Source organism: Psychromonas sp. KJ10-10 (genome assembly GCF_047323245.1).
GTDB lineage: Bacteria > Pseudomonadota > Gammaproteobacteria > Enterobacterales > Psychromonadaceae > Psychromonas.
Window position 1 is genome coordinate 3,117,365 of sequence record NZ_CP178826.1, and the last position, 12,190, is coordinate 3,129,554.

The 12,190-nt window shown below is 38.9% G+C and carries 13 protein-coding genes, 1 pseudogene and 1 other annotated feature; all 14 genes and pseudogenes read left to right on the plus strand.

The window, feature by feature from the left end; translation table 11 throughout:
• Entirely contained in the window at window positions 1-774 is a 774-nt protein-coding gene (locus ACLKMH_RS17920) for a flagellar assembly protein T N-terminal domain-containing protein (RefSeq protein ID WP_413699343.1), read from the plus strand.
• A complete protein-coding gene (locus tag ACLKMH_RS17925; RefSeq protein ID WP_413699344.1) occupies window positions 761-1,198 on the plus strand; it encodes a FlgT C-terminal domain-containing protein in 438 nt (145 codons plus the stop codon). The genes ACLKMH_RS17920 and ACLKMH_RS17925 overlap by 14 nt, the downstream gene beginning before the upstream one ends.
• Before the next feature lie 45 nt (window positions 1,199-1,243).
• Complete coding sequence (locus ACLKMH_RS17930; protein ID WP_413699345.1) at window positions 1,244-1,789, plus strand: hypothetical protein; 546 nt, start codon at window positions 1,244-1,246, stop codon at window positions 1,787-1,789.
• A gap of 165 nt (window positions 1,790-1,954) precedes the next feature.
• Window positions 1,955-2,070: a sequence feature (His leader region), on the plus strand.
• A 24-nt stretch (window positions 2,071-2,094) separates the two neighbouring features.
• On the plus strand, window positions 2,095-2,991 hold the full coding sequence (hisG, locus tag ACLKMH_RS17935; protein WP_413699346.1) for an ATP phosphoribosyltransferase: 897 nt from the start codon (window positions 2,095-2,097) through the stop codon (window positions 2,989-2,991).
• 47 nt (window positions 2,992-3,038) lie between these two features.
• Window positions 3,039-4,338 (plus strand): annotated as a pseudogene (hisD, locus tag ACLKMH_RS17940) (histidinol dehydrogenase).
• Window positions 4,339-4,409: 71 nt separating this feature from the next.
• Window positions 4,410-4,781, plus strand: coding sequence for an aminotransferase class I/II-fold pyridoxal phosphate-dependent enzyme (locus ACLKMH_RS17945; protein WP_413699347.1), 372 nt, complete (start codon window positions 4,410-4,412; stop codon window positions 4,779-4,781).
• Window positions 4,768-5,349, plus strand: a complete 582-nt coding sequence (locus tag ACLKMH_RS17950) for an aminotransferase class I/II-fold pyridoxal phosphate-dependent enzyme (protein ID WP_413699348.1) — start codon at window positions 4,768-4,770, stop codon at window positions 5,347-5,349. The genes ACLKMH_RS17945 and ACLKMH_RS17950 overlap by 14 nt, the downstream gene beginning before the upstream one ends.
• 170 nt (window positions 5,350-5,519) lie before the next feature.
• Window positions 5,520-6,590, plus strand: a complete 1,071-nt coding sequence (gene hisB / locus ACLKMH_RS17955) for a bifunctional histidinol-phosphatase/imidazoleglycerol-phosphate dehydratase HisB (RefSeq protein WP_413699349.1) — start codon at window positions 5,520-5,522, stop codon at window positions 6,588-6,590.
• A complete protein-coding gene (gene hisH / locus ACLKMH_RS17960; RefSeq protein ID WP_413699350.1) occupies window positions 6,587-7,186 on the plus strand; it encodes an imidazole glycerol phosphate synthase subunit HisH in 600 nt (199 codons plus the stop codon). The genes hisB and hisH overlap by 4 nt, the downstream gene beginning before the upstream one ends.
• Window position 7,187: 1 nt before the next feature.
• Window positions 7,188-7,925 carry a 1-(5-phosphoribosyl)-5-[(5-phosphoribosylamino)methylideneamino]imidazole-4-carboxamide isomerase gene (gene hisA, locus ACLKMH_RS17965; protein WP_413699351.1) on the plus strand — a complete coding sequence of 246 codons (738 nt, stop codon included), beginning with the start codon at window positions 7,188-7,190 and terminating at the stop codon, window positions 7,923-7,925.
• Window positions 7,907-8,680, plus strand: a complete 774-nt coding sequence (hisF, locus tag ACLKMH_RS17970; RefSeq protein WP_413699352.1) for an imidazole glycerol phosphate synthase subunit HisF — start codon at window positions 7,907-7,909, stop codon at window positions 8,678-8,680. The genes hisA and hisF overlap by 19 nt, the downstream gene beginning before the upstream one ends.
• Window positions 8,677-9,300, plus strand: coding sequence for a bifunctional phosphoribosyl-AMP cyclohydrolase/phosphoribosyl-ATP diphosphatase HisIE (gene hisIE, locus ACLKMH_RS17975; RefSeq protein ID WP_413699353.1), 624 nt, complete (start codon window positions 8,677-8,679; stop codon window positions 9,298-9,300). Before hisF ends, hisIE begins: the two co-directional genes overlap by 4 nt.
• A 392-nt stretch (window positions 9,301-9,692) precedes the next feature.
• A complete protein-coding gene (locus ACLKMH_RS17980) occupies window positions 9,693-10,805 on the plus strand; it encodes a phosphoserine transaminase (RefSeq protein WP_413699354.1) in 1,113 nt (370 codons plus the stop codon).
• Window positions 10,806-10,914: 109 nt separating this feature from the next.
• Window positions 10,915-12,084 (plus strand): phosphoglycerate dehydrogenase, encoded by a 1,170-nt coding sequence (locus ACLKMH_RS17985; protein WP_413699355.1) that lies wholly within the window; start codon window positions 10,915-10,917, stop codon window positions 12,082-12,084.
• Window positions 12,085-12,190 lie beyond the last annotated feature (106 nt).

Sequence of the window (12,190 nt, forward strand, 5' to 3'; positions counted from 1 at the left end):
ATGAAGACCCTTCAACAATTATTTATTATCAGTGCATTATTATTATCAGTTAACGTCCAAGCGAAATGGTATTCAGGCGAAGGTAGTGCACATATTATTCAGGATGATATTGAAAAATCACGTCAACAAGCTATCTCAAATGCATTACTGACAATTGTCCATCAAGCCGGAACCAGTGTTGAAAGTATTCAAGTGGTTAAATCTGGTGTATTAGAAAGCGATGAGTTAACCGTTAAAACTAACGGTGAGATACACGATATGCGCTTAGTCAGTGAAAGCATCATTAATGGTGTGATCATTGTTTCTATCAAGGTGGATTTATATCCCTTTGCTTCTTGTCCTCATGAAAAATATGCAAAAACTATTTTTGTCGGGCCTTTTCATTTACAAACCCGTCAACAGGCGCAGTTAGGTGGCATTTATCATAGTGATGAAGCCGTTGCTCAAAGATTGTTTTATCAAATCAAGAATAAACCGACCAAATTAGACCCGCGTTATGTGATGACCGAACAAATCGCCTTTACTCAAGATGATCGTCATAATATTGAGTTACAAATACTTGATGTTGCACGTCAAATTGCCAGTAAACACAATGTTCAGTATTTACTTTTTGGCACCATTGAAGATATGTCTGACTATTATGAAACCTCTGTAGGACTAAAAGGCCTTTTATTTGACGAAACTATTCATCGACGTAACTTTCAAATGAATATCTACTTAGTGGACGGTATTAATAAGGTTACTATTTTCCAAAAGAATTATGCAAGCAACTAGTGAATGGCCCTATGTCATGACACTTAAGTTTGATGTGAAAAGTAATGTTTTCTGGCAGACCGACTATGGCAAAGTTATTGACGAAAATATCCAACAAGCAGTAAAAGATGTGCAGGATGCCCTGTACTGTCAACCTACTATGGCAACCATAGTGGCACAATACAGCGATAAGGTGATCATGAACCTAGGCCACCGAAATGGGGTAGAAAAAGGCGACCAATTTCAGCTTATTCGTAGTCAATATGTAGAACAACAAGATAGTTCAATATCAGGCCCCATTTTTATACCTGACGATATATTACTGACAGTTGTTTCATTGCAATCTGACCGCGCCATTTTAAAAACAAGCAACCCAACTGATATGAATAATATTCAAATTAGAGACATGTTAACACCAGTATTGATCGACTCTGATGATTATTAACCATTGTTACAACAAGACTAAAAGATTGAATAAGGAGACATGATTATGTCAACAATCGATACATTAAATACAGTACAGCAACAGCTTGCAAAAGTAACAACGGGTACATCAAGCAGTTCCACATTAAGCGGTGAAGCATTTAGCAAAGCCTTAGATTTTGCAATGGATAGCAAAGACTTAGTTTTACCAACGCCTGTTAATGCAGCACTTGATCTTGGCATAGAAGCACTCGATATAAACAGTTTATTATCGACGGATAGCTCTTCCATTCAAGAAGGGATTGAAGATGTATTCAGTGACTTAAGTGTTGGCATAGCAACTTCTTTTGTATCCGCATTATCTGGTGCAGATAGTGCAACCGAAGTAACTGCAGATACTACGGAAACAACTGATAGCAAGACAACATCAGCAACTACGGCAACAGAAGATGGAGAAGTCGTCACGGCTAAAAATGTATCTACGGTTAAAAAAGTAATTGACGGTGTTGTGCCACTGGTAACAGATAATAAAGCAGTACCATTAGCAAGCTCTCTATTATCAACTTTAGAGGGCACATTGTTAGATGATGAAGAGGACGAGGAAAAGTCATAACTAAAACTGTTTTGCTTTAATCACTAAAAGTGCTTAATTATTCGTATAAACATTTACTAATTTAAAAAAACAGTTCACTTTTAATGCTGAGATTGATACCCTTATAACACTTAAATAATAAACAGACAGAAACTACTAAATGAAAACAATAATACTGAAAGCAGTACATCATCATATTACCTAATCTTTCAGGATTTTTATTCTTGGAAGAGATTTGATGTGCTTCCAGTGGTTAACAAATATATAAACCTTCGGAAGTTACCCTCCGAAGGTTTTTTTAGTTTTTAAAGCAAGGAAAAATAATAATGCCAGAGCAACGTTTAAGAATCGCGATACAAAAGAAAGGCCGTTTAAGTGACTCTACGGTTAAATTACTTAAAGCATGTGGGATAAAAGTTAACTTAAATACACAACGTTTAATTGCCCATAGCGAGAATATGCCGATCGATATTTTACGTGTGCGCGATGACGATATTCCTGGCCTGATCATGGATGGCGTTGTAGACCTTGGTTTTATCGGCCAAAACGTATTAGAAGAAGAAACAATGATGCGTGCTGTGGCGGGTGACCCAACTGCGCATAAAGTAGTAAAAGAGCTTAATTTTGGCGGTTGCCGTTTTTCTCTAGCGGTTGAAAATGATTTTGATTACCAAGGTGTAGAATCGCTTTCTGGATTACGTATCGCTACGACTTATATCCACATTCTTAAACGTTTTATGGAAGAAGCAAACGTACCTTATACCTCTTGTATGCTTACAGGTTCTGTTGAAGTTGCACCACGTGCCGGTTTAGCAGATGCAATTTGTGATCTTGTTTCTACAGGTGCAACATTAGAAGCAAATGGCCTTAAAGAAGTAGAAGTGATCTACCGTTCAACAGCGGTATTAATGCAAAGAGATGAACCATTAAGCGAAAGCAAACAAGCACTTGTGGATCGTATTTTAACACGTATTGATGGCGTACAAACCGCGAAAGAATCTAAATATATAATGCTTAATGCACCAAAAGTAAATCTACAGGCTATTTCTGATTTATTACCAGGCTCTGATAAGCCAACCGTAATGGATCTTGCTGGTAGTGATGACCATGTTGCTCTGCACGTTGTTAGTAAAGAAAATCTTTTCTGGGAAACCATGGAACAACTGAAAAAATTAGGCGCAAGCTCAATTTTAGTATTACCCATTGAAAAAATGATGGAGTAGAAACGATGCCTGCTGGAACAAATACAACAACTACTACCCCATCTGGCATGAAAACCGTTAATTGGACAGGCCTAACTGCTGACGAGCAAACACAACTACTTGCTCGCCCAGCGATGGCTGATTCAAACAGCCTTGGTAATACTGTGGCCGATATTATTAGTGCGATACGTCAAAATGGTGATAGCGCACTGATTGAATACACGCAACGGTTTGACCGCCTCGAAGGCGACAATATCAGCAAAACAGCGCAGGATATTGAACAAGCAACAGCTCGCTTAGGCACTGATATTAAAGATGCGATAAAAACAGCCTACGAACAAGTTGTTAAATTTCATCAAGCGCAAGTGCAAGATGTTATTCGTGTTGAAACTATGCCAGGGGTTGTCTGTGAAATGCACACCCAAGCAATTGAATCTGTTGGTTTGTATATTCCAGGAGGCAGTGCGCCACTTCCTTCGACTGTCATTATGACCGGTGCTCCTGCGCAGATTGCAGGTTGTTCACGTATTGTTTTATGTTCGCCTCCACCAATTGCAGATGAAATTTTATATGCTCGCATCACTTTGTGGTGTTAATGAAATATATACTGTAGGTGGTGCACAGGCGATTGCGACTCTGGCTTATGGTACTGAAACAATTGCCTCTGTTGACAAAATTTTTGGCCCTGGTAACTCTTTTGTTACCGAAGCAAAACGTCAAGTCAGTAATGACTTTTCAGGCGCAGCTATCGATATGCCAGCAGGCCCTTCAGAGGTATTAGTGATTGCCGATGAAAATGCTGACCCTGCCTTTATTGCTTCAGATTTATTATCTCAGGCTGAGCATGGTCATGATTCACAATCAATACTTGTTACACCAAGTGCCAAAGTTGCTGATGCGACAGCTATCGAACTTGAAAAACAGCTAGCACTTTTATCTCGTAGAGAAATTGCTGAAAAAGCCATTGCACACAGTGTTAGCATTGTATGTAAAGACATTAACGAAGCGATTGAAATATCAAATCGTTATGCGCCAGAACATCTAATCGTTCAAACTGAAGCGCCACGTAGTTTACAATCTCAATTAAAAAATGCAGGCTCGATATTCTTAGGCGCATGGACACCTGAATCGGTTGGAGATTATGCAAGTGGTACAAATCACGTATTACCGACCTATGGTTATACTCGTACCTATTCAAGTTTGGGGTTAGCTGACTTTGTAAAACGTTATACCGTGCAGGAATTATCTGCCGATGGTCTACGTCGACTTGCTCCGGCAGTAACTTGTCTTGCCGATGCAGAAGGATTAACCGCACATAAACGTGCTGTAACCATTCGTATTGATAAATTAAATAATGAAGTTAATTAGTTAAATCACACATCATTGACTAATAGCTGTAAGCAATTAGTCAATGATATACATAGGGAATGTTTAACGAAATGAGTGAAATTAAATCTCTTGCCCGCAAAACAGTGCAAGCATTGACACCTTACCTTTCTGCTCGTCGTATCGGAGGTAAAGGCCATATTTGGCTGAATGCCAATGAAGCACCAGATTGTGGCGAATTCCAATTAGACTTTAGTAAACTAAATCGTTACCCAGAATTTCAACCTCCAGCTTTAATCGAAGCTTATGCAAGTTATGCTTCTCAACACAACGCATCCATTTCAACAGACCAAGTTCTCGCTAGCCGTGGTGCTGATGAAGCCATCGAAATCTTAATCCGTACATTTTGCGAAGTCGCCAATGACAATAGCCCTGGTGATAGCATTTTGATCTCGCCCACCAACCTACGGTATGTATGCTATTAGTGCGGAAACCTGTGGTGTTAAAGTGGAACAAGTCGCTTTAGATGAAAACTTTGATGTCGATTATCTTGCTGTTGAACTAGCTGTTAATGCCCCTGATAGCCAAATTAAAATTGTGTTTTTATGTGCTCCAAATAACCCAACAGGTAATATGCTTGATAAGGAAAAACTGGTCACATTATTACAAGCAACAAAAGGTAAAGCACTGATTGTAGCAGATGAAGCTTATATTGAATTTTGCCCCGCTTTAAGCCAAGCAGACTTAATTAAAGATCATGAAAACTTGGTAATAACACGCACCCTATCAAAAGCCTTTGCCCTAGCCTCTATTCGCTGTGGTTTCACCATTGCTCAGAAAAGTGTTATTGAAATGATGAGCAAAGTTATCGCGCCTTACCCAGTGCCAGAACCCGTTGCACAAATTGCCACTCAAGCACTTTCCGCTCAAGGTTTAGAAACCATGCGTGAACGTGTTGCTATTTTAAATAATAATCGCATGGTCTTAGCCAGTTCTTTAGAAAAGCTTCCTGCGTTAAGGAAGTATTTCCAGCAACAGGAAACTTTGTATTAGTTCGTTTTGCTGATTCACAAAAAGTCTGGCAAGCCTTTAGCGAAAATGGCGTTATTATGCGAGATTTCGCAAACAAAGATCGCCTTGATAATTGTATTCGTATCACCATTGGTAATGTCGATGAGATGCAAGTAACACTTAATATTTTAAACTCACTGTAGGAACCCCAAATGAGCCAACAAAAATTTCTTTTCATCGATCGTGACGGTACATTAATCGATGAACCTATTAGTGATAAACAAGTCGATAGTTTAGAAAAACTAGTATTTGAACCCTATGTCATTCCGAGTTTATTAGCGTTGCAGGACGCAGGTTTTATTCTTGTCATCGTCTCAAACCAAGATGGTCTTGGCACCGATAGTTACCCACAAAGTGACTTCGATATTCCACAGAATAAAATGATGGATATCTTTGCTTCTCAAGGTGTTAAATTCGAAGCGACTTTATTGTGTCCTCATTTTCCAGAAGATAACTGTAATTGTCGTAAACCACATTTAGGTATGGTTAAAGAATATTTACAATCAGGTCGTATTGATCATAAAAACTCTTATGTTATTGGCGATCGACATACAGATATTGGTCTTGCTGAAAACATGGCCATCACAGGTATTCTTTATAATAAAGAAACCATGGGCTGGAAGAAAATTGTTCAACAATTAACGACACAGGGACGCACGGCTTCAGTTACTCGCACAACTAAAGAAACCGATATAAATGTTTTTGTGGATTTAGATACCACGGGCGAAAATAAAATCGATACAGGTATGGGGTTCTTTGATCACATGCTTGACCAAATTGCCACTCACGGCGGTTTCCAAATGAACGTTAGTGTAAAAGGTGATTTACATATTGATGATCATCATAGTGTTGAAGACACAGCACTTGCTTTGGGTGAAGCACTTAATATTGCATTAGGTGATAAACGTGGTATTGGCCGATTTGGCTTTGTATTACCAATGGATGAGACCAAAGCAAGCTGTACACTTGATTTATCAGGACGCCCTTTCCTAAAATTCAAAGCTGATTTTCCGCGTGAATTAGTAGGTACAATGTCTACAGAAATGGTAGAACATTTCTTCTACTCATTAAGCCAAGCAATGCGCGCAACATTACATTTAGAAGTTGAAAATGGTAATGCACATCACATGGTTGAAGGGTTATTTAAAACCTTTGGTCGTACATTACGTCAAAGTGTGCAAATTATCGGGACAGACCTTCCATCAAGTAAAGGTGTTTTATGATAGTCATTATAGATACAGGATGTGCAAACCTTTCCTCAGTGCTTTTCGCCGTTGAACGCTTAGGTTACGAAGTCACCGTCAGTAAAGATCCTGCTATATTACAAAAAGCAGATAAATTATTCTTGCCAGGTGTTGGTACTGCTAAGGAAGCAATGGCAAACCTAATTGAGCGTGATTTAGTTGAACAAGTCGCTAAATTAACCCAGCCTGTTCTTGGTATTTGTTTAGGCATGCAAATGCTTGCAGAGGGTTCTGAAGAGTCCTTTGGCGATGAGAAAATCATTAAAACACTTGGACTAGTTGATGGTTTCGTTGAAAAAATGGATGTTGCGCCGTTACGATCTCCACATATGGGGTGGAATCAAGTTACACCAAAATTAGATAACCCTCTATTTAAAGATATTCCACCTGGTAGCTACTTTTATTTTGTGCACAGTTATGCGTTACCGGTTAACGATAACACTATCGCCAGTTGTGAATATGGTCAGCCATTTACGGCGGCAGTGAATAAAGACAATTTTTATGGGGTGCAATTTCACCCAGAGCGCTCAGGGAAAGCAGGCGCTCAATTAATCAAAAACTTTTTGGAGCTTTAACATGATTATCCCAGCATTAGATTTAATCGACGGCAAAGTCGTTCGTTTATATCAAGGCGATTACGCACAGAAAACAGTTTACAGTGATGATCCGCAAAGCTTATACACTATTTACAATGAACAAGGCGCGGATTGGTTGCACCTTGTTGACTTAGATGGCGCCAAAGACATTACTAAACGTCAACTAAGTGTGATTGAAAGTCTAATCAAAAACACCCCAGCTAAAGTACAAATTGGTGGTGGTGTTCGTACTGAAGAAGACGTGAAAGGATTATTAGACGCAGGTGCACATCGTGTTGTGATTGGTTCAACAGCAGTTAAAGAGCCTGAAATGGTTGCAGGTTGGATGGAAAAGTATGGTCCAGAACATATTGTTTTAGCATTAGATATCAATATCGATGCAGATGGTAATAAAATTGTTGCTGTATCTGGTTGGCAGGAAGACAGTGGTCAAACTATTGAATCATTACTTGAAATATACTTAAAAGTTGGCTTAAAGCATGTACTTTGTACCGACATTTCTAAAGATGGCACTTTAGCTGGTTCTAATGTGGATCTTTACAAAGAAATGGTAACAGCCTTCCCTACAGTATTATGGCAAGCATCTGGTGGCATTGGTTCATTGGATGATATCGCCGATGTAGCACGCTCTGGTGCACAGGGTATGATCGTTGGTCGCGCATTACTCGAAGGTAAGTTTAACGTTAAGGAGGCAATCCAATGCTGGCAAAACGCATAATACCTTGTCTTGATGTAAAAGATGGTCAGGTTGTTAAGGGTGTGCAATTTCGTAATCACGAAATCGTAGGTGACATCGTTCCCTTAGCTAAACGTTACGCAGAAGAAGGCGCTGATGAACTGGTTTTTTATGATATTACTGCCAGTTCCGATTCGCGTGTTGTTGATAAAAGCTGGGTAAGTCGTGTTGCAGAAGTCATTGATATCCCCTTCTGTGTTGCCGGGGGCATTAAAACCGAAGAAGACGCAAAACGCATTCTTGAGTTTGGCGCAGATAAAGTATCTATCAATAGCCCTGCCCTTGCTGATCCAAGTCTTATCAATCGCTTATCAGCAAAATTTGGCACGCAATGTATCGTCATTGGTATTGATTCATACTTTGATGAAGCAACGGGCAGAGATCAAGTTAAACAATTTACCGGTAATGAAGAAGCAACCGTTACGACTAAATGGAATACCTTTGATTGGATTAAAGAAGTACAATCTCGTGGTGCCGGTGAAATCGTTTTAAACGTGATGAACCAAGATGGTGTTCGCTGTGGTTATGATATAGAGCAATTATCAAAAGCCCGTGAAATAGCCACTATTCCATTAATCGCTTCGGGCGGTGCAGGTGAAATGGTTCACTTTGCAGATGTATTTAATATAGCAGATGTTGATGGTGCATTAGCGACCAGTGTTTTCCACAAACAAATAATTAATATTGGTGAGTTAAAATCTTACCTTAAAACGCAACAGGTAGAGATCAGACTATGAGCTTAATGAATGAACAACAATTAGTCGCACTCGATTGGGAAAAAGTAGATAACTTAATGCCAGTTGTCGTGCAGAACCGTACGTCTGGTAAAGTATTAATGCTAGGTTATGTCAATCAAGAATCATTAGCGGCAACACTTGAAACAGGAAAAATGACTTTCTTTAGCCGTACTAAACAACGCCTATGGTGCAAAGGTGAACAATCAGGAAACTTTCTGAATGTTCTTGAAATCAGTAGTGATTGTGACAATGATACTTTATTAGCAATTGTTGAACCTATTGGCCCGACATGTCACTTAGGAACTGAATCTTGCTTTAAAGGTCAGCTAGACCCTGCTCTGACCTTTATTGGCGACTTAGAGCAAGTTATCAAAAGTCGTAAAGGCGCAGATCCAAAAAGTAGTTACACAGCTTCGCTTTACGATCGAGGCACCAAACGTATTGCTCAAAAAGTGGGTGAAGAAGGCGTTGAAGTGGCTTTAGTCGCTATGGCAAAAGATATGGATGAATTAACCTGTGAAGGTGCAGACTTGATTTATCACTTAACGGTATTATTGCAAAATGAAGGCCTACAGCTTTCTGATATTGCGGCTAAACTACATGAACGTCATAGTAGCTAAGCATCATAAATAACTAAATTATCCTAATAGGAGAGCAAACGCTCTCCTTTTTGTTTTTAATATTTCCTTAATTCCCTCGGCTCCATCTAGCAAATCATTTCTTTTTCATAACAACTTAAAACAAAACAGAATTATTTTCTGGGATTGATAATTGACGCAGTTTTTCACTGTTGCTGATCATTTATCAATCAGGCAGTATCAAACATCACTAACTCGGTAATCGACCTAATGACTGATAACAATGTGACTTAACGCTTTTTATCAAAAATCTTGTTGTTGAAAAATCACTAGTCAGACTATTTTTGTTTTAAAACAATGAAACAATATGCAAAAACATAAATACTAAAATACTAAAATACTACAATTAAACACACTAATACCAAGGAACGTTAATGAAACCAAGTGTAAAACCCAATAATCCTAATTTTTCATCAGGCCCTTGTACAAAACGACCAGGATATGACATTTCATCTCTTAATCTAGACTCTTTAGGTCGCTCACATCGTAGTGCGTTAGGCAAAACACGCCTGCAAAAAGCCATTGATGAAACGATTCGCTTACTTGATTTACCTGAGGGTTACCTAGTAGGTATCGTACCAGGATCAGATACTGGTGCGATGGAAATGGCTATGTGGTCATTATTAGGACAACGTCCTGTTGATGTTTTTTCATGGGAATCTTTTGGTGCGGGTTGGGATGCAGATATCGCGAAGCAATTAAAACTGCAAGATGCTCGTTCATTTGTAGCAAATTACGGTGAGTTACCAGACTTTTCACAGGCAAACCCTGAGCACGATATTATTTTTACTTGGAACGGCACAACCTCAGGTGTAAAAGTGAAAGATGCCGATTGGATCAGCGATGATCGAAGCGGATTAACGATTTGTGATGCGACCAGTGCGGTGTTTGCAATGGATATCGACTGGCCAAAAATTGATGTTGCAACCTTTAGTTGGCAGAAAGTATTAGGTGGTGAAGGTGCACATGGGATGCTGATCCTTAGCCCTCGTGCAGTCGAGCGTCTTGAATCATATACACCTAGTTGGCCATTACCAAAAATTTTCCGTTTAACTAATAAAGGGAAATTAATCGATGGCATTTTTAAAGGTGCAACGATAAATACCCCTTCTCTATTATGCGTTGAAGATTATTTAGATGCATTAAATTGGATTGATAACATTGGTGGTTTACCGGCGACTATCACTAAAAGTGAAGAAAATTTAGCCGTGCTTGCTGAATTTGTAGAACAAAACGATTGGATTGATTTCTTAGCATCTAAGGCAGAGATTTGTTCAAATACCAGTGTATGTTTTCAACTAAAAGCAACCGCAGAACAAATCAGTGCAATGATTAAACTGTTAAGTGCTGAAGAAGTTGCCTTTGATATCGGCGCTTATAAAGATGCACCATCGGGTTTACGTATATGGTGTGGTGCCACGGTAGAATCCTCAGACTTACAAGCATTACTACCATGGTTATCTTGGGCATATGAGCAAGTATCTTAAAAAATAATTTAACTGATGATAAACCATTTCTTAAGGAATAAAGCGGAAATGGTTTATTTATAAAACCCTAAGCAAAAACTGCTATTACATGGACAAAATAGAGCTGAATATGAAATATATTAGAACTTATAACAACATTGCTGAAAAAGGCTTAAGTATTTTTTCTCCTGAGCAATACGATATATCCCCAAGTTGTGAAGCACCGGATGCAATTTTATTACGCGACCATAAATTACAAAATGAAACATTACCAGAATCTGTATTAGCCGTAGCACGAGCTGGTGCCGGTGTTAACAACATTCCTGTCAGTGAATACACTCCAAAGGGAATTGTTGTCTTTAACACGCCTGGTGCGAATGCAAACGCCGTAAAAGAATTAGTACTTGCAAGTTTATTATTGGGCTCTCGTGGGATCACTCAAAGCATGAGTTATGTGAAATCTCTTGCAAGTGAAACAGATAAAGCAGAACTAAATAAAAAAGTTGAATTAGGTAAAAAGCAATATGGCGGTTCAGAGCTTAGCGGTAAAACATTAGGTGTTGTTGGCCTAGGTGCCATTGGTGCTAAAGTTGCAAATTTAGCCTTAAGTTTAGGCATGAACGTGATTGGTTACGATCCTAAATTAAGTGTAGAGGCTGCATGGCAATTATCATCACAGGTTAGTCGCGCTGAAAATTTAAACTCACTATTAGCACGTTCTGATTACATCAGTCTACATGTTCCTGCAATTCCTGCCACAACAGGTTTTATTAACGAAGAAGCCTTATCTGCAATAAAAGACGGTGCAAAGATTATTAACCTTGCACGTGGCGAATTGGTTAATGAAGCAGATATTATCGCGACCTTAGACACAGGTAAAATCGATGCTTATATTGCAGACTTCCCAAGTGAAGCCTTAATTAAACATGATAAAGTGATTTTATTTCCACATTTAGGCGCAAGTACAGTCGAAGCGGAAGAAAACTGCTCTGTGATGGGCGCGAAGCAATTAGTTGATTTTCTAGAAAATGGTAATATTGTCAACTCAGTAAACTTCCCAACCATTGCGATGGAACGCACTTCGGGTTATCGATTAACCTTTGCAAATGATAATGTGCCTAAAGTACTCGGGACAGTGCTGACATTACTAGCAGAACTTAATATTAACGTGTTAGATATGGTTAATAAAAGTAGAGATGATATCGCTTATACGATTCTAGATATTGAACAACAGCCAACGCTAGATCTAATCGAACAGCTTTCCGCTGTTGAGCATGTGTTTCATGTGCGTAGCGTTTAATTAATTACTCAGGGCGTCGCTATTTAAGCCTATTTCTTCGTTGAAAAATGCTCATTTAAAAAACTAAACTGCGCTTTTTCGCCTTGAAATAAGCATAAATAGCTTA